The following is an 18,627-nucleotide window of genomic DNA, read 5'->3' as shown; positions in this document are numbered from 1 at the left end:
ATCCCGATAGGTCTGTGTCGATACCGTGATTGGACACTGACGCTGAGTCAACTAGCCTTGTGTGAGCGCTGTTTCACGCGCCGCACGAGGGCGGTTCGAGGCACGAGGGGGGAGCCTCGAACCGCCTGCCCCGCCGCGCCCGCACGCCGCGGGACGGCTACAGCGGCGTCACGTACGCCCCGGCGATCCCGCCGTCCACGAGGAACTCGGCCGCGTTGACGAAGGTCGAGTCGTCGCTCGCGAGAAAGGCGACGGCCGCCGCGATCTCCTCCGCCTCGGCGAAGCGCCCCACCGGCACATGGACGAGACGGCGCTGGGCGCGCTCCGGGTCCTTCGCGAAGAGCTCCTTCAGCAGCGGCGTGTTGACGGGTCCTGGGCAGAGCGCGTTGACGCGGATGCCCTCGCGCGCGAACTCCACACCGAGCTCCCTGGAGAGCGCCAGCACGCCGCCCTTGGAGGCCGTGTAGCTGATCTGCGACGTGGCGGCGCCCAACACCGCGACAAAAGAGGCGGTGTTGATGATCGACCCCTTGCCCTGGCGCCGCATGTACGGCAGCGCGGCCTGGCAGCAGAGGTAAACGGACGTGAGGTTCACCTGCTGCACGCGCTGCCACGCGTCGAGTCCCGTCTCCAGGATCGAGGAGTCGTCGGACGGCGAGATCCCGGCGTTGTTGAAGGCGATGTCGACGCTGCCGTACGTCTCGTCCGCCGCCGCGAAGACCGCGCCGACCTGCTCGGGGTCCGTGACGTCCGTCTCCACGAAGAGCCCGCCGACCTCCTCGGCGGCGCGGCGCCCGGCGTCCGCGTCGATGTCGGCGCAGACGACGCGTGCGCCCTCGGAGGAGAGCCGGCGCGCGGCGGCGAGCCCGATGCCGCTGCCGGCCCCGGTGATCACCGCGGTACGTCCGGGGAGGCGTCGGCAGACGGGGGCGTTGCCTTCGGCTGGTGCGGTCACGCGTGCTCCTCGGTGCTCTCGGTGCTGATGAAGACGTTCTTGGTCTCGGTGAAGGCCGCGAGCGCATCGGGCCCCAACTCCCGCCCCACGCCCGACTGCCGGAAGCCGCCGAACGGCGTCGCGTACCGCACGGCGCTGTGCGAGTTGACCGAGAGGTTCCCCGCCGCCACGGCCCGCGAGACGCGCAGCGCGCGCCCGACGTCGCGCGTCCAGAGCGACCCCGCGAGGCCGTACTCGGTCGCGTTGGCGAGCCGCACCGCCTCCGCCTCGTCCTCGAACGGCAGCACGACGGCGACGGGACCGAAGATCTCCTCCGTCGCCGCGGGGTCCCCGGGGCGCCCCTCGAGGACCGTCGCCGGATACCAGTAGCCGGGGCCCTCGGGCACGCTGCCGCGGATCAGCGCGGGCGCGCTCTCCTCGACGAACCCGCGCACCCGGGAGCGCTGCCGTTCGGAGACGAGCGGCCCCATCTCGGTGGCCTCGTCCCTCGGGTCTCCGGCGCGGAACGCCGTCACCGCGGGCTCCAGCAGTGCGAGGAAGCGGTCGAGCACGGAGCGTTGGACGAGGAGGCGGCTGCGGGCGCAGCAGTCCTGCCCCGTGTTGTCGAGGAAGGAGGCGGGCGCCGCCGCGGCGGCAGCGGCGAGGTCGGCGTCCGCGAAGACGATGTTCGGGCTCTTCCCGCCGAGCTCCAGCGTCACCGGCTTCACCTGCGCGGCGGCCCGCGCCATCACGTCCTTGCCGGCCGCCGTCGAGCCGGTGAAGACGACCTTCGCCGTCCCCGGATGCTCGACGAGCGCGCGCCCGACGAGGCGTCCCTCGCCCGGCAGTACCTGGAAGAGCCCTTCCGGGAGTCCGGCGTCGAGACCGAGTTCGGCGAGGCGCAGCGCCGTGAGCGGCGTCGTCTCGGCGGGCTTGAGGAGCACCGCGTTGCCGGCGGCGAGCGCCGGAGCCGTGCCCCAACCGGCCACGGGCATGGGGAAGTTCCACGGTGCGATCACCGCGACGACGCCGAGCGGCTCGGCGAACGTGACGTCGAGACCGCCGGCGACCGGGATCTGCCGCCCGGTGAGCCGCTCGACGCCACCGGCCGCGTACTCCAGCACGTCGCGCACGTTGGCGGCCTCGCCGCGCGCCGCCGTGATGGGGTGCCCGGCCTCGCGGACCTCCAGCTCGGCGAGGTCCTCCCGGTGCGCGTCGACGACGGAGGCGAACCTCCGCAGCGTCCTCGCGCGGTCCGACGGCGCGAGCGCTGCCCAACGGCGCTGCGCCGCGGCGGCGTCGGCGACGGCCGCGTCGACCTGCTCGGGCCCTGCGGCGAGCACGGTGTCGACCAGCTCCTCCGTCGCCGGGTTGACGACGCGCAGCTCGCGTTCCTGGTGTGCTTCGTGGGGCGGTTGCGTCAACGGTCCTCGATCCCTCGGCTGCGTACGGGCGTTGGCGGGGCGTTCCCCTGGCACAGGGTGGCGGTGCGCGCGGTCCTGGCGCCTGCGCGCCGGCTCACATCCGCTCGAAGGAGCGGTACCGCTCCCAGTCGGTGACGGCGGCGTCGTACGCTTCCTGTTCGATCCGCGCCATGTTGGCGTAGTGCGCGACGACGTCCTCGCCGAAGGCCTCGTGCGCCGCCGCGCTCGCCTCCCAGAGCTGCGCCGCCTCCCGCAGCGTCGACGGCACCTGCGCGACGTCGGCCGCGTACGCGCTGCCCGTGCACGGCTCGGGCGGCTCCAGGCCGCGCTCGACGCCGTAAAGTCCGGCAGCGACCATGCCGGCGACGGCGAGGTACGGGTTGACGTCGCCGCCCGGCACGCGGTTCTCCAGACGGTGGCCGGCGCCGTGGCCCACGACGCGGACGGCGCAGGTGCGGTTGTCCGGCCCCCAGGCGACGGCGGTCGGCGCGAAGCTGCCGGGCCTGAAGCGCTTGTAGGAGTTGATGTTCGGCGCGTAGAGGAGGGTGAACTCGCGCAGCACGGCGAGCTGTCCCGCGAGGAAGTGCCGCATCGTGGGGGACATGCCGTCGGGCGCGGAACCGTCGGCGAGGACGGCGCCGCCCGACTCGTCGCGGAGCGAGAGGTGGATGTGGCAGGAGCTGCCCTCGCGCTCGTCGTACTTGGCCATGAAGGTGAGCGCCCTGCCCTCCTGCGCCGCGATCTCCTTGGCGCCCGTCTTGTAGACGGAGTGCTGGTCGCAGGTGGTGAGTGCGTCGGCGTAGCGGAAGACGATCTCGTGCTGGCCGAGGTTGCACTCGCCCTTCGCCGACTCGACGGCCATGCCGGCCGCCGTCATCTCGTTGCGGATGCGCCGCAGGAGCGGCTCGACGCGGCCGGTGCCGAGGATCGAGTAGTCGACGTTGTACTGGTTGGCGGGGGTGAGTTCGCGGTAGCCGCTGCGCCAGGCGTCCTCGTAGGAGTCGTCGAAGAGGATGAACTCCAGCTCGGTGCCGGCCAGGGCGCTCCAGCCGTGCGCGGCGAGCCGCTCGAGCTGCCGCTTGAGCACCTGCCGCGGCGAGGCGGGGACGGGGGTCCCGTCGTGGTGGGCGAGGTCGGCGAGGAGGAGCGCGGTGCCGGGGTTCCACGGGACGCGGCGCAGCGTCCCCGGGTCGCCGTGCATGGCGAAGTCGCCGTAGCCGCGTTCCCAGGAGGCCATCTCGTAGCCGTCGACGGTGTTGAGGTCGACGTCCACCGCGAGCAGGTAGTTGCACCCCTCGGTGCCCTCGTCGAGCACGTGGTCGAGGAAGAAGGGCGCGGCGAACCGCTTGCCCTGGAGCCGCCCCTGCATGTCGGTGAAGGCGAGCACCACGGTGTCGATCTCGCCCGACGCCACCAGCGCGCGCAGCTCTTCGACGGCGAGTGGGGGCGCGGACGCTGCACGGTCTGCCACGGGGAGTCCTCCTGTCGGTGGGCAGAGGCCATAAGGTATTCGCCGAGACCTTTTTAAGGAAGGGCGTCGGACGACCGGTGTCGCGCCGGACGGAGCGGCCGAGCGGTGTGCGGGACGGGTTGGGAGCGATGGTGGAGAACGGGGCAGGACGGGACCGGTTGGCGAGGGTGCTGCGCCCCGTACGCGCGGGCAACGGCTTCGAGGAGGCGCTGGAGCAGATCCTCCAGACCATCCGGCTCGGACTCGTCAGGCACGGTGAACGCCTGCCGTCCGAGCGCGAGTTGGCCGGACGGATGGGCGTGAGCCGGGTGACGCTCCGCGAGGCGCTGAAGGTCCTCGCCGAGCAGGGGCTCGTGGTCAGCCGCCGTGGCCGGTACGGCGGAACGTTCGTGCACTCGCCGGAGCCGCCGGCGGAAGGCGCGCGCCTGGGAGCGGAGGTCGCCGAGGTCGAGGACGCGCTCAGGTTCCGTGAAGTGCTGGAGTCGGGCGCCGCCGAACTCTGCGCCGTACAGGGCCTGTCGGGTGTCCCGGCGCAGCGTCTGCGGACGGCGATGGAGGCCGCGGGCGACGCCGAGCCCGCCGACTACAGACGCCAGGACACGCTCTTCCACCTCACCCTCGTCGAGCTAGCCGACTCCCCGTCACTCACCGCGCAGTACACGGCAGTTCGTGCACGCGTCAACGAACTGCTGGGCCGTATACCGCTCCTCGTACGCAACCTGGAGCATTCCCAGGCGCAGCACGCCGAGTTGACGGACGCCGTCCTCGCGGGCGATCCCGAACGCGCACGGCGTGCGGCGCGCGAGCACTGCCAGGGGACGGCCGCACTCCTGCGCGGTTTCCTCACCTGAGCTGCATGCAACTGCCTTCGCATGGTTTGCCGCTGACGCAGCCACACCGCCAAATGACCTGTATTGTCCCGCAGTTACGGCGCGAAACCATCCGGCACGGGGGTTGCGCAGCCCCCGTCCGCGGCACAAAGGTATGCCCCCGCACCATTGCCTCAGGCGGGAGTGGCCATGACCGACGCAACCGGCTCGCGCGGCGTACCGCGGCAACAGGGTTCAGCACCACCGGGCGCCGACGACTACCTGCGCAACCGCTCGCTCCGCCGCGGCAGTGCCGGATGGCTCCTCCTCAGCGGCCTCGGCGTCGCGTACGTCGTCTCCGGCGACTACGCGGGCTGGAACTTCGGTCTCGCCGAGGGCGGTTTCGGCGGCCTCGCCGTCGCCACCGTGCTCATGGGCACCATGTACACCTGCCTCGTCTTCTCCCTCGCCGAGCTCTCCTCCGTCCTGCCGACCGCGGGTGGCGGCTACGGCTTCGCGCGCCGCGCCCTCGGCACCTGGGGCGGCTTCCTCACCGGCACGGCGATCCTCATCGAGTACGTCCTCGCGCCCGCGGCGATCTCCGTCTTCATCGGCGGCTACGTCGAGTCGCTGGGGCTCTTCGGGCTCGAGTCGGGCTGGCCCGTCTTCCTCGCGTGCTTCGCCGTCTTCATCGGCATCCACCTTCTCGGCGTCGGCGAGGCGCTCCGCTTCAGCTTCGTCGTCACCGGGGTCGCCGTCGCCGCGCTGCTGGTCTTCGCCTTCGGCGCGCTCACCCACTTCGACGCCGCCTCCCTCGACGACGTCGCCGTCGACACCACCGCGCTCGGCTCCAACTCCTGGCTGCCGCTCGGGCTGTTGGGCATCTGGGCGGCCTTCCCCTTCGGCATGTGGTTCTTCCTCGGTGTCGAGGGCGTACCGCTCGCCGCGGAGGAGGCGCGCGACCCGGTGCGCAGCATGCCGCGCGCCATGGCCACCGCGATCGGCGTCCTCGTCGTCCTCGCCCTTCTGACGCTGCTCCCCGCCGCGGGCGCCGCCGGCTCGACCGCGATCAAGGACGCCGACAACCCCCTCGTCGCGGCGCTCCAGGCGGCGAACGGGGGCGATCCGACGACGCTCAGCCGGATCGTCAACTACGCGGGCCTCGCCGGCCTGATCGCCTCCTTCTTCTCCCTCATCTACGCCGGTTCCCGCCAGCTCTTCGCCCTCTCCCGCGCCGGCTACCTGCCCCGCTTCCTCTCGCTGACGAGCCGCAGGAAGGCCCCGTACCTCGGGCTCCTCGTCGCCGGCGCCTTCAGCTTCACGCTCGCAGCCGCCACGGGGGACGGCGCGCGGATGCTCAACATCGCCGTCTTCGGCGCCTCGCTCAGCTACGTCCTGATGTCCCTCTCGCACGTGGTTCTCCGCGTCCGCGAGCCCGAACTCCCGCGCCCGTACCGGACACCGGGCGGGCTCGTCACCTCGTCCGTCGCGCTCGTCCTCGCCTGCGCCGCGGTCGTCGCGACGTTCCTCGTCGACCCGAAGGCCGCAGGGCTCGCGCTCGTCCTCTACGCCGCTGCCGTCCTCTACTTCGCCCTGTACAGCCGGCACCGCCTCGTGGCCGCCGCGCCGGAGGAGGAGTTCGCCGAGCTCGCCGCCGCGGAGGCAGAGTTGGCCCGTGACACCTCCGACGAGCACCCCGCAGGGCCGGGCGCAGCAGACGGCTCCGACGACGCCTCAGGTGCAGGCACCCCCCGCGAGTCGGACAGCGCCGACGTTCCGCAGCGTGATGGAGGCGGCGATGGATGAGGCCCCGCTCATCGGCGTCAGCACCTACCTGGAGAGCTGCGTCCGCTGGGGCGTGTGGCAGCAGCCGGCGGCGCTCCTCCCCGCCGGCTACCACCTCCTCGTCCAGCGCGCCGGCGGACTCGCAGCGCTCCTCCCTCCCGACGCCACCCAGGCCGCCCACGCGGTCGTCGCCCGCCTCGACGGCCTCGTCGTCTCGGGCGGTCCCGACGTCGACCCGGCCCGCTACGGGGCCGAGCGCGCCCCCGAAGCGGGCCCGGCCGACCCGGAACGCGACCAGTGGGAACTCGCCCTCCTCGACGCCGCATTCGCCCGCGGCCTCCCGGTGCTCGGGATCTGCCGAGGCATGCAACTCCTCAACGTCCACGCGGGCGGTACCCTCGTCCAGCACCTGGAGGGACACTGCGGCGACCCCGGCGTCTTCGCCCGCCACACGGTGACCCCCGTCCCCGGCACCCGCCTCGCCTCGGTACTCCCCGACCCCCTCGCCGTACCGACCTACCACCACCAGTGCCTCGCAGCCCTCGGCACCGGCCTCGTCCCCTCGGCCCACGCAGCAGACGGCACCGTCGAGGCGATCGAGGCCCCGGCCGGCCCCGCGTTCGTACTCGGCGTCCAATGGCACCCGGAGGAGGGCGACGACGTCCGCGTCATGCGGGCACTCGTCGAGGCGGCGGCTGCGAGGAGGGGGGTGGGGGTGCGGTGAACTGCAGCTCCCCCCACTTCCGGGTGCTCCGCAGGCCCGACGTCCTGCTTGACGCCGACCGCGGCCGAACCTCCCCCGGGGCCAACGTCCGTCTCGAAGAACTCGGCCCGCAGCCACTTCACCGAGGCAGCCTTCCCCGGTGGCACCTGTCCACCTGCGCTGAACGACCAGCCTGACGAGGGGGCGGCCGAGCGGTACGGGAGCTGCGCAGCTCCCGGCCGACTCGAACCACCGACGTAACGAAACCCCGCCCACGGCACGGGACTTCGCGCCCACCCGGAGGTGGCGCAAGACATCCTTAGGCACTCGCGCTCGCCACCACGAGGGAGATCCACACCCGGGGCAAGCGACGAAGACGTGCCAGGTCAGGCCGTCCCGCGCCATGGCGGGCATGGCCATCCGCATGCTGACGCCGTGCCGCGCACGAGAGGTCCGTTCCTAGCGGTCGGAACGGAGGCTCGCCGCCCTTGCCGCCCCGGTCGGTGGCGCCTCCGGCGGGACCAGGGCTCACGGTGCGCAACACGCGCACCATCCGCTTCGCCGCACTCACCTCGCCACGTGCACACGACGAGCTCGGTCGCGGTCGTACGGCTACGGAGCTGCCGCCCCCTGGTGGAGCGGGGAAGCACGCCGCAGTTGCCGGTGCAGTCTTCTGCTACGCGGTAGGTGAGATTGACGCCTTCGTCCACTGGAGAAAATCTGTGCTCGCCAGAGTAGACATGAGGCGGTGCCGAAGGTAGCGTCTTCCTCGTACTCGCGGAGATCAGAAGGGCGGGGCAGATGACGGAGCTGCCCCGGATGTAGGTCGATGAAGTTGTGGACCGGCGGTCGAGCGGTGTGGCCGGAAGGTGAGGGCTCCACCGCTGGCCGCCGGGCCAGGCGACCCCAGGGGTCGCATGCAGTTCTGCAAGACGGAAGTAGTGCACGACAGATCAGTAGAGGAGGAGGACGGCGCCATCAGGATCGCCCGGGTGAGCACAGTCGCCCGGGTACCGCAGACCCCGGATTGGCAGGTGGTCCTCGGTCACGCAGCTGCGATCCCAGCGCCTCGCCCTTCCGGGCGGCGGCGCGGATGACAGAAGCCGGTGTACGTACCGGTAGATGGTGTTAATCCCCCAGGGCCCTGGCGTTGTACGGCGCCAGGGCCCTTCGACGCGTTACCCGAGAGGTGCCAGTGGCCGCAGACAACCCCACCCCGTCGAGCAACCTCGACGACGACGACTATCCCGCCTACACCATGGGGCGGGCCGCCGAGATGCTCGGCACCACGCCCGCCTTCCTGCGGGCCATCGGCGAGGCGAAGCTGATTGTGCCGTTGCGTTCGGAAGGCGGCCACCGCCGCTACTCGCGCTACCAGCTACGGCTCGCCACCCGGGCCCGCGAACTGGTCGACCAGGGCACCTCTGTGGAGGCGGCCTGCCGCATCATCATCCTCGAAGACCAGCTCGAAGAGGCCCAGCGCATCAACGAACAGCTACGCAACCGGGAGACTCCCCGGGACTCAACGGCAGACGCCTGAGCGTGCCGGGCCGAGACAGCGGCCCGCGTTTCGAAGACTCTTGCACGGGTGCTGCTCAGTCGACATCAGGCGCCCGAGCTCCCCTGAGCGGTTCGTCCGTACCACCGGGGTGCGGATCGAGGGAGCCACCGACGAGATCGCCACCTGGAACGCCAGCGCGGTGGCCGTCACCACCGACGGTGCGCCGGTGCACCCGATTCTGCTCTTGTCGACACCCAGCCGGTGGTCAGTGCTGTGGCGCTCACCATCGGAGGTCGATTTCAGTAACCGCCCGGCGATGGAAATCTATTTTCGCCGCTGTAGAAACACGAATAATGCCCGGTGAGAAGTGTTGCCTCGGCGGATCTGAAACCAGGAGCCATCGCTATAGCCAGGGTCACCGTGCTACGGTTACGAGCAGTTGCAGTCGTGGTTCCCCGAAAATTCAAGCGCTCCTCCAGGACCCCCGGAAAGAGCCTTGTGTTGTTCCGTTCGCGGAGGGTTATCATCGCGGCAACCCCGGCTCCCGCGCAGTGCGGGCCCCGGGTACCGCCTTGAAGGAGATGTATTTTGGTTACTGGCACCGTGAAGTGGTTCAACTCGGAAAAGGGTTTCGGCTTCATCGAGCAGGAGGGCGGCGGCGCCGACGTGTTCGCCCACTACTCGAACATCAACGCCACCGGCTTCCGTGAGCTGCTCGAAGGCCAGACAGTGAGCTTCGACGTCACGCAGGGCCAGAAGGGCCCGCAGGCGGAGAACATCGTTCCCGCCTGACGCTGACGTGCACTACGAGCTGGGGCGCACCTGTGTGCGGCCCAGCTCGTCGCATTATTCTCACTCGTCCCGGCAGCAATGGATATGCTTCCCCTGCGGCGAGTGAATGACAGCGCCGCCTGTTGCAACTGGGCCGTGAGCCAACGTGCCCCCGGCTGCACGGCACCCATTCATCCGCCGACTTTTCCATCGACGGCCGGGGTGCTTTTCATGACGGACCCGCTGCCTATCACGGCTCCGGATTTTTTCGTCTTTTCTTCGGCTCGATCTTGTGAATTCCCGTGCGCCTGCGCAGTGCTGGGTGACTTCCTCGATTCGTGCCGCATCGAGGAAGGTTCTGCATGAACCACACCGCTCGCTCCACCACCAACCCTTCGCACCGCGCCTCTGCGGGCGCCGATCGGCGCCCGCACCGCACCAACCGGCGCGGCGGGCCGCCCCGCTCGTCCCAGGGCGCTCGCGCCGGAAAGGGCCGCCCGTCCGGACCGCCGAAGGAATTCGCGCTGCCGGTCACCCGCACCGCCCCGCTGCCGGCTGTCGAGACTTTCGCCGGCCTGGAGATGCCCGACCGTTTGAAGACGGCGCTCCGTGCGCACGGCATGAGCGCCCCCTTCCCGATCCAGGCGGCGACACTGCCCAACGCGCTGGCCGGCCGAGACGTGCTGGGCCGCGGCCGTACGGGATCGGGCAAGACCCTCGCCTTCGGCCTCGCGCTGCTGGCTCGCACTGCGGGGCAGCGCGCCGCGCCCCGGCAGCCGCGGTCGCTGGTCCTCGTCCCCACCCGGGAGTTGGCGCAGCAGGTCACGGCAGCACTCAGCCCCTACGCCCGCGCACTGCGGCTGCGTCTCGCCACCGTGGTCGGCGGCATGCCGATCGGCCGTCAGGCACGGGACCTGCACAACGGCAGTGAGGTCGTGGTCGCCACTCCGGGCCGGCTCAAGGATTTGCTCGAACGCGGTGACTGCCGGCTGGACCAGGTGGCCATCACGGTTCTGGACGAAGCCGACCAGATGGCCGACATGGGCTTCATGCCCCAGGTGACTCACCTGCTCGACCAGGTACGTCCCGGCGGCCAACGGCTCTTGTTCTCCGCCACCTTGGACCGCAACGTCGACCTGCTGGTCCGCCGCTACCTGACCGACCCGGTGGTCCACTCCGTCGACCCCTCCGCCGGCGCTGTCACCGCCATGGAACACCACCTCCTGCATGTTCACGGAGCCGACAAGCACGCGACGACCACCGAGATCGCCGCCCGCGACGGCCGGGTGATCATGTTCCTCGACACCAAGCACGCCGCGGACCGCCTCACCCGGGACCTGCTCGCGGTCGGGGTGCGCGCCTCGGCCCTGCACGGCGGCAAGTCGCAGTCCCAGCGCACCCGCACCCTCGCCGGGTTCAAGTCGGGGCACACCAACGTCCTCGTGGCCACCAACGTCGCCGCCCGCGGCCTTCACGTCGACAACCTCGACCTCGTCGTCAACGTCGACCCGCCGAGCGACCACAAGGACTACCTGCACCGCGGCGGACGCACCGCCCGCGCCGGCGAATCCGGCACCGTCGTCACCCTCGTCCTGCCCGGACAGCGCCACGGCATGAAACGCCTGATGTCGGACGCCTCCATCACCGCGCATCAGACCCGAGTCCGCCCCGGCGAAGCCGACTTGGTACGCATCACCGGCGCGAAGGTCCCTCCGGGCACCCCGCTCAGCGCCGCGGACACCGAGCCGCCCAAGCCCGCCGCACCCGCACAGCGGGCCCGCCGCAACCGGCCCGCCCGCCGCGGACGCCGCTCCTCCTTCAAAACAGTCGCCTGACCAACCCCGGCCGTCCGGTGGCCAGTCGGTGATCCAGGCAGTCGACAGAAGGACCGCCGTGACACAGCGACAACCAGGTCGGCTCGACTGTGACTCCGGCGCTCACCGTTGCAAAGGCGGTGGGCGCCCCCCCCGGTTCCAAGCGGACGAGCACATGATGGTCGACGTGGCCCTCTCCGTCGCCGCCGGCGCCCCCGTCCAGCCACCTGGTGCCTCACGACGAAGACGGCCGCACCCGGCTCGTGCAACCGCGGACCGTTTCCTTCCGCTCCGGAACACCTCGGCGACGTGCAAGCCGGGATGTGGCATCGCGCCCTGCACCCGTCCCCGGTAGTCGACGAGGACGGACACACCCTCGCCCTCGTCGGACTCACCGTCTGACGCAGGGCGTTGACAGCCAGCCTCGGTCGAGTGAGTGGCAAAGCCAGTTGTGCAGCGCGCTCACCTCGCGACCTCGTGTGACGGTGAGCGCGGCCGGCGGCTATCGGGGCACGGGCCTGGTCATCCCGCCGGATCAGGTCGAACTCGCAGGCCGGCAAGAGGATTCCGACACTTCACACCGCAAGGTCCGCGCCCGTGTCGAGCACGCCTTCGCACTCATGAAGAGCCGGAAGACTCCCCCGCGACTGCCGATTGAAAGACGGCGGAGTCCACCAGGCCATGCTCGACCAACCTCGCCCTCGCCGTCTCACCGCCGCCCAACCAGCACACGGCACACGGAGCCACCTTCAGCCGGCGGCCGGTGCGCAGCCGCCCGGCTGCCGTGATGCGTTCCGCCGCTATCTGCGCCGTCTCCCGCACGTCGGGCAGGGCGGCGAGTGTTGACCCGGCGGCAGCCTCAGCGGGCGTGCCCACCGTAGCCGGGCAGCAGCGCCGTGTGGCTCCGATACGATCGCTCCACGACGCACAAGGGCTCCGTTCCAAATGATCGGAACGGAGCCCTTCGACTGCGCGCTCGGCAGGATTCGAACCTGCAACCTTCTGATCCGTAGTCAGATGCTCTATCCGTTAAGCTACGAGCGCTTGTGCCTCGGGTCGGTCGCCCCCTCGGCGTTGCGGGAACAACATTACATGACCTGCGGCCGGAGGTGAAATCCTTACTGTCTACCCCTCCCGACCTGCGCAAACGCTCTGTGTGGCGAGAGGGGTCGCGCGCACGAAGAAGCCCCGGCCGGAGTGGTCGGGGCTTCATGATCGTGGAGATCGAGCGGAGGCTCCGGGATTTGAACCCGGGATGGGGGATCACCCCAAACCGCATTAGCAGTGCGGCGCCATAGACCAGACTAGGCGAAGCCTCCAGACACACCAGGAGCTCGGAAGCGCGGTGTGTGCGGATGATGATGGCACAGCCGCGTGGGCTGTCTCCAATCGGGTCCTACCGTACTCGGTCCGGTAAGGCTCAGGCAAAGCGCATCCGTCCGAGGCAGGTGGGGAGCGCATCCCGCCTCGTTCGACGCGGGCCGACGGCAGCGCGCAACGGGACGTCGCCCGGGGCGTTAACGGAACAGGAGCGGGGACGTCCGCTCCCCGTCGAACCCGGGAGAGACCCATGCCGCGCCGCTTCGTCCTGCCCACCGCAGCGCTCCTCCTCGCGGGCGCCGCCCTCGGCGCCGCGCCCGCCGGGCCGGGCGCATCCAAGGCGGAGGGCAGGCCGGACGTCCTCCATCTCACCGTCTCCGGGAGCGAGTCGGGGGCGTACAACGGCTCGCGCCCCCTCCGCTGCCGCCCGACGGGCGGCGATCACCCGCACCCGAGCGCCGCCTGCGCCAAGCTCCGCGAGGCGACCGCGGACGGCGGGGACCCGTTCGCGCCCGTGGGCGAGGGGGAGTTGTGCACGCTCGTCCACGGTGGCGATGCGACGGCGAAGGTCGTAGGGACGTGGCGGGGCGAGCGCGTCGACGCGCGGTTCGACCGCACCGACGGGTGCGAAATCGACCGCTGGTCGGCGCTGGTCCCCGTACTGCCGCGTAGTTGACGGGTGGCGCCGGCGCACCCGCACCATCAGCCCGTCCTCCGGTCTCCCCGACTTCCGTTTCTTCTCCACCGGTTCTCCGCAGCGGCTGCCGCATCCCTCGCCGCTCCCCTCCCGGCTGCCCGTACACTTCCCCCTAGCGACGCGCCCGGGCGACCGACCGGCAACCGGGCAGTCCGGCAGAAGCGGAGGATCGGCGGGGACGTCAGCAGGAAGCCGGCGCCGTGGGTCACCGCACGTGGTCAGCAGGGAGGAAGACCGCTGTGAGCAGCAGGCCGTCCCGGGGCGCTGCTCGCCTCGCCGCCATACTCGACGCGCTGCCCGATGCCCTCATCCTCGTCAACTGCAACGGCACGGTCGTCAACGCCAACTCCATTGCTCTGGAGGTCTTCGAGTCCCCCGGCACGGCGCTCGTCGGTCGCGGACTCCTCGACCTCCTCCCCGAGTTCGACTCCAAGCGCATCCCGGGTTCGATGCGCAGGCCCGAGGAGATCGAGGAGGCGGAAGGGCGCACCAAGCCGCAGCGGATGACGGCGCGGCGTACCGACGGGAGCACGTTCGCCGTCGAGGTGACCAGCGCCAACCTGGAGGACTCGCGCACCCCCTACGCCTCGGCTGTGGAGGCCGCGTTCGCCGACTACGGGACGTCGGGCAGCGGCGGGTACACGGGGGACGAGCTGCTGATGCTCGTCGTCCGCGACCTGACGGGCACGCTCGACACCGAGGCCGAACTGTCGCGCCAGCAGCGGCAGACGGAGATGATCCTCCGTGCCGCTTCCGAGGGCGTGATGGGTGTGGACGCGCAGGGGCGGATCGTGCTCGTCAACCCGGCTGCGGCGCAGATACTCGGTCACCGTGCCGGCGACCTCGGCGGGCAGGAGCTGCACTCGCTCGTCCACCACTCCAGGGTCGACGGCACGCCGCTGCCCTTCGAGGAGACGCCGCTCGCCGACACCCTGCGTTCGGGGCGCAAGCACCGCGTGCGCGTCGGCCAGGTGCTCTGGGCGAAGGACGGGCGGCCCGTGCCCGTCGACATGACCTCGGCCCCGGTGCGCGACGGCGAGCAACTCGTCGGCGCCGTCCTCACGTTCACCGATCGCCGGCCGTACGACGAACTCGCGGCGCGGCACGCACAGTTGGAGGCGGTCGTCGGCGAGGGGCTGCGCGGGCCGCTGGAGCGGATGCGTACCGAACTCAGCGGGCTCGCCGACGATCCGGCCGGTCAACTGTGGCCCGAGGCCAACCAGATACTGCGCCATCTCGCCGCCGGGTACGGGCGGATGACCACGCTCGTCGACAACGTGCTGCGCTACCAGCGGCTCGATTCGGGCGCCGAGCGCCTCAAGGTGCGCACCGTGCGCCTCGACGAGGTGGTGCAGTCCGCCATCGAGGGCGCCGACGAGCTGATCGGTCCGGGGCGCGCGCAGTTCGCCGTCCACACGCCGCCGATCGACGCCGAACTCGACGCCGAGCAGTTGGCGACGGCGCTGGCGCACCTCGTCGCCGACGTCGCGGGCGTCGACTCGACGGGGAACGCGGCACCGCTTCCGTCGGGCGTCGACCCCACGATCGTCGTGGCGGTGGCGCAGCGCGGTGAGGCCGTGCGGATCGAGGTGCGGGGCCCGTACAGCGGCGGCGACCGGGTGCACCAGCCGCTGGTGCGCGGGATCGTCGGCAAGCACGGCGGCGTCCTGCAGACGCACGAGGTGCCGGGTGCCGGAGGGTCCGCCTTCGTCGTGGAGCTGCCGACGGTCGGGGCTGCGGAGGCGTCGCGTCCGGCCGCGGGAGCACGGGTGGGCAAGGAGAAGGAGAACGAGACGACCGTGATGCCGGGGCCTGCCCGGCCGGTGCGCGGCTCCGCAGAAAGCGAGTCGGTGCCTGGGGCCGGTGCCTGGTCGGGTGCGGCTTCGGGCGGGTCGGCCGACGGGTTCGTGGCGGCCGGCGGGGCGTCGGAGTCCGGTGCTGCGCCGGTGGACGTGTCCGGTGGCGCGTACGTCGGGCAGGGCGAGGCGCACGCCGGGACGGACGCCGTCGAGCTGCCGGGCGATACGGGTGCGGCGGTCGTGCCGCGACCGACGGGGCGCAGGCGCGGGAAGCCGAGTTCGGCCGAGGAGCAGCACGAGCAGGCGGGCCCGGCGGACACCGGGGCCCGCGTCGGCGAAGACCGGACGCCGTCGCAGGGCACGGGGCGCCGGGCGCGGCGTGCACTCGCAGAACCCCACGGTCCTGACGCGGAATCGCAGCCTCCGGCCCAGGGGGTGCTGCCGGCGCTCGGTCCGGGGGAGTCCGGGCAGGCTCCGGACGTCGACGCGTCGGACACCGGCTCGACGGGCGGCGGTAGGCGCGCCCGCAGGCTCGCGGCCGCCCGCGCACGCGTCGAGGCGGCGCGGACCGAACAGGGTCCGCAGCACGCCCCGTTCGCGCTCCCTCCTGCGCCCTCGGAGCAGGTTCAGTCGGAGGCGCCCGCGCCGCAGGGTGGTGACTCGCCCTCCGTCCCTGCGGGGGACCGCCCCGACCCGCACGTCGGCGCAGGCCCGGCGCCGAGTCGCACCGCTCCCGACCCGGCAGCTCCGGCCCTGCCCGCGCCGGGCATGCCGTCCGAGCCGGGGCCGTCCGCGCCGACCGGCTACCCCGCGTCCGCGGAGCCCTCGCTCGCGCAGCAGACGGAGTCCCCGCGCGGTCTCGTACCGGCGCAGCCCTACGCGCCCGACGACGCGCAGCCCGCGCCCGGCGCGCGCCCGGGGCAGCCCGCGCCGGCGCACAGGGAGCCGGAGGCGACCGGCCAGCCCTCCGAGAGGGAGCCCGCACAGAACGCCCTCCACGGCCGGCAGCAACTCCCTGCCGGTGAGCAGCAGTTCCCTGCCGCGCCGGAGCCCGTCCCCGGCGCTCAGCAGCCGCTGCCCGGAGCCCGTTCCGCGACGCCCGACGGCCCTGCGCCCGTAGCCCCCGGGTCGCAGGTGCCCGGTGTGCAGCCTGCGCCGGGTGCGTATGCGTCCGGGTCGGGGCCGAATGCGCCGGCGGCGGGTGCGGCCGAGTCGCAGGTGCCCGGTGCTCAATCCGCGCCCGGCGCGTACGGATCGCAGTCCGCGCCGCAGCCGCCAACGGCGCCCGGCGCTCCCGAGCAGCAGGCTCCCGGTGCTCAATCCGCCCCCGGCGCCCACGCGTCCGGGCCGCAGCCGTCAGCCGTGCCGGGCGCCCCCGAGTCGCAGACTCCCGGCGCTCAATCCGCGCCCGGCGCCCACGCATCCGGGCCGCAGTCCGCGCCGCAGCCGCCGGTGGCGCCTGGCGCTTCCGAGCAGCAGGCTCCCGGTGCTCAATCCGCCCCCGGCGCGTACGGATCGCACTCCGCGCCGCAGCCGCCAACGGCGCCGGGCGCGTACGAGCAGCGGGCCGCCGGCGCCCAACCCGCGCCCGGCGCCCACGCATCCGGGCCGCAGTCCGCGCCGCAGCCGCCGGTGGCGCCTGGCGCTTCCGAGCAGCAGGCTCCCGGTGCTCAATCCGCCCCCGGCGCGTACGGGCAGTCCGCGCCGCAGCCGCCAACGGCGCCGGGCGCGTACGAGCAGCAGGCCCCCGGTGCCCAACCCGCCCCCGGCGCACACGCACCCGGAGTACAACCCCCGCACCACCCCACACCACCCGGAGCCCACGGGCCGCAGGCGCCGAGCGCCCAGTCCGCGCCCGCTGCCCCGGGCACCACGGCTCCGCAGACCCCCAGCCAGCAGCCCGCACCGGACGGACTCGCCCCCACGCCGCCGCCCGGCACCCCCGACACGCAAACCCCCGCACCGCCACCGGCCACAGCCGCCCCCACCGACCACCACGGTCCAACTCCACCCTTCGCAGAGCACCCCGTCCCCGGCTGGCCTGCCCCGGCTGCCCCGGAGTCGCCGCAGTACCCCGAACCCCAGGCTCCCGGCGTCCAGTTCGGGCAGCCTCAGGCGCCGCAGGCCCCGCCGCAACCGCTCCCGGGCGCGCCCGCACCGGCCGATGCACCCGAGTCGTCCGCACTGCCGAACCAGCGCTCGGCCGAGGCGCCGGCCCAAGCACCGGCAGCCGCCGACGAGTTCGCACCGTCGCCTCCCACCGAGCCCGAGCATCGCGATACGTCCGCGGAAGCGGAGGCCGGCCCGGAGGAGGACCGACGTGCGGCGCCGTCCGTCGTCGCGCGCAGTCCCATCCTCGGCGGCGACCCGCTCCCCGAGCAGCAGCAGGCGACGGCGCGCGGGCTGCCGATGCCGGACGGGTACGCCGATTCGTACGCGGGCGGCCCGCAGGTGCGCACCCTCGGGCAGGGCGTCCCGTTCAGCCGCCGCCCCGGTGACGGCGCGGACGGCAGGCAGGCAGGCCGGACGGGCGCCTCGGCGATACCGTCGACCCCTTCGACGCCGACACCGCTCCCGGGCTCCGGCCGCCGGCGGAAGCTGGCGACGCCACCGGACGAGGCAGAAGAGCCGGCGCCGGCCGCCCCCCAGGAGACCCCGCAGCAGGCCCAGCCGCCGCAGCCTGTCGACCAGCGTCGCCAAGGCACCGGCACGGCAAAGGAGTTCGCGATCGGTGCCCCCAGCAGCGAAGCGGCCGAGGGGCCCGAGCCGCTCGACGGTCCCGACAGCCCCGTCGAGGTCACCGAGGGGCGCGGCCTCTCCCTGCCCGCGCACCCCGACGACGAGCTGCCGCCCGAACCGCTGGACAACCCGCGCCGCCTCCTCGTCTGGCCCGAGCCCGACACCTCGACGCAGCTCGCGCTCTCCGAGCGCGGCTACCGGCCGGTGCTCGTCCACTCCCGTGAGGAAGTCGACGCGCAGATCGCGGCGTACCCGGCCGCGCTCTTCGTCGACCCGCTCACCGGGCCCATCACGCGCACCGCGCTCCAGTCGCTCCGGACGGCGGCCGTGGCGGCCGAGGTGCCTGTGCTGGTGACGGCCGGGCTCGGGCAGGCGACGAGGGAGGCGGCGTACGGGGCCGACCCGGCGGTCCTCCTCAAGGCGCTCGCACCGCGCGACAGCGAGCAGCACCCGCCGCGGGTTCTCCTCGTCGAGGAGGACCACGCCATAGCAGGCGCCTTCGTGGCGACGCTGGAGCGGCGCGGGATGCAGGCGGTGCACGCCGAGACCGACGCGGCGGCGGTGGAGATCGCGGCGCAGGTGCGCCCCAACCTCGTCGTGATGGACCTGATGCAGGTGCGCCGCAGGCGGGCCGGCATCATCGACTGGCTCCGCGTCAACGGCCTGCTCAACCGCACCCCGTTCGTCGTCTACACCTCGGCCGACCTCGACCCGGCGGAGCTGCCGCGGCTCGCCTCCGGCGAGACGGTCCTCTTCCTCGCCGAGCGCTCGACGCAGCCGCAGGTGCAGTCGCGCATCGTCGACCTGCTGACGAAGATCGGCGCCAACTGAGGCCCCACGGTTCTGAGCGGGGGCGGGCC

General features: G+C 72.5%; 11 protein-coding genes and 2 tRNA genes. 8 read left to right on the top strand and 5 right to left on the bottom strand.

The features are described 5' to 3' along the window. Nucleotides 1-157 precede the first annotated feature (157 nt). The 3 genes from F603_RS0121740 to F603_RS0121730 form a co-directional block, all read right to left on the bottom strand. Nucleotides 158-955 carry a 3-oxoacyl-ACP reductase gene (locus F603_RS0121740; protein ID WP_019548065.1) on the bottom strand — a complete coding sequence of 266 codons (798 nt, stop codon included), beginning with the start codon at nt 953-955 and terminating at the stop codon, nt 158-160. Next, the gene (locus tag F603_RS0121735) at nt 952-2,358 is read right to left on the bottom strand and encodes an aldehyde dehydrogenase family protein (protein ID WP_019548064.1); all 1,407 of its coding nucleotides are present in this window, start codon (nt 2,356-2,358) and stop codon (nt 952-954) included. Before F603_RS0121735 ends, F603_RS0121740 begins: the two co-directional genes overlap by 4 nt. A gap of 94 nt (nt 2,359-2,452) precedes the next feature. Further along, nucleotides 2,453-3,829, bottom strand: coding sequence for a glutamine synthetase family protein (locus tag F603_RS0121730; RefSeq protein ID WP_019548063.1), 1,377 nt, complete (start codon nt 3,827-3,829; stop codon nt 2,453-2,455). Between the two features lie 128 nt (nt 3,830-3,957). Here F603_RS0121730 and F603_RS0121725 point away from each other — a divergent pair, with 128 nt between their 5' ends. The 6 genes from F603_RS0121725 (at nt 3,958) to F603_RS0121700 (ending at nt 11,233) form a co-directional block, all read left to right on the top strand. After that, a complete protein-coding gene (locus F603_RS0121725; protein ID WP_019548062.1) occupies nt 3,958-4,680 on the top strand; it encodes a FadR/GntR family transcriptional regulator in 723 nt (240 codons plus the stop codon). Between the two features lie 168 nt (nt 4,681-4,848). After that, nucleotides 4,849-6,444: an ethanolamine permease gene (gene eat / locus F603_RS0121720; RefSeq protein WP_019548061.1), complete on the top strand. Its 1,596-nt coding sequence runs from the start codon at nt 4,849-4,851 to the stop codon at nt 6,442-6,444. Continuing rightward, a complete protein-coding gene (locus tag F603_RS0121715; protein ID WP_019548060.1) occupies nt 6,437-7,147 on the top strand; it encodes a gamma-glutamyl-gamma-aminobutyrate hydrolase family protein in 711 nt (236 codons plus the stop codon). The genes eat and F603_RS0121715 overlap by 8 nt, the downstream gene beginning before the upstream one ends. Nucleotides 7,148-8,321: 1,174 nt before the next feature. Further along, nucleotides 8,322-8,666, top strand: a complete 345-nt coding sequence (locus F603_RS0121710) for a MerR family transcriptional regulator (RefSeq protein ID WP_019548059.1) — start codon at nt 8,322-8,324, stop codon at nt 8,664-8,666. A gap of 549 nt (nt 8,667-9,215) precedes the next feature. Beyond that, nucleotides 9,216-9,419 (top strand): cold-shock protein, encoded by a 204-nt coding sequence (locus tag F603_RS0121705; RefSeq protein WP_019548058.1) that lies wholly within the window; start codon nt 9,216-9,218, stop codon nt 9,417-9,419. A 341-nt stretch (nt 9,420-9,760) separates the two neighbouring features. Further along, the gene (locus F603_RS0121700; protein WP_019548057.1) at nt 9,761-11,233 is read left to right on the top strand and encodes a DEAD/DEAH box helicase; all 1,473 of its coding nucleotides are present in this window, start codon (nt 9,761-9,763) and stop codon (nt 11,231-11,233) included. 950 nt (nt 11,234-12,183) lie between these two features. Here F603_RS0121700 and F603_RS0121690 read toward each other — a convergent pair. Beyond that, nucleotides 12,184-12,256: transfer RNA gene (locus F603_RS0121690), tRNA-Arg, on the bottom strand. Nucleotides 12,257-12,441: 185 nt separating this feature from the next. Further along, nucleotides 12,442-12,531 (bottom strand) — tRNA-Ser (locus tag F603_RS0121685). 251 nt (nt 12,532-12,782) lie between these two features. On the opposite strand from F603_RS0121685, the gene F603_RS0121680 reads away from it, so the two are divergent. Further along, nucleotides 12,783-13,208, top strand: coding sequence for an SSI family serine proteinase inhibitor (locus tag F603_RS0121680; RefSeq protein ID WP_019548056.1), 426 nt, complete (start codon nt 12,783-12,785; stop codon nt 13,206-13,208). A gap of 260 nt (nt 13,209-13,468) precedes the next feature. Further along, the gene (locus F603_RS0121675; RefSeq protein WP_019548055.1) at nt 13,469-18,598 is read left to right on the top strand and encodes a response regulator; all 5,130 of its coding nucleotides are present in this window, start codon (nt 13,469-13,471) and stop codon (nt 18,596-18,598) included. The last annotated feature ends 29 nt before the right edge of the window (nt 18,599-18,627 follow it).

The organism is Streptomyces sulphureus DSM 40104 (genome assembly GCF_000381025.1).
In the GTDB taxonomy this organism is placed as follows: domain Bacteria; phylum Actinomycetota; class Actinomycetes; order Streptomycetales; family Streptomycetaceae; genus Streptomyces; species Streptomyces sulphureus.
Note: the sequence above shows the minus strand (reverse complement) of the source record. Positions and strands in the feature narration are given on the sequence as shown.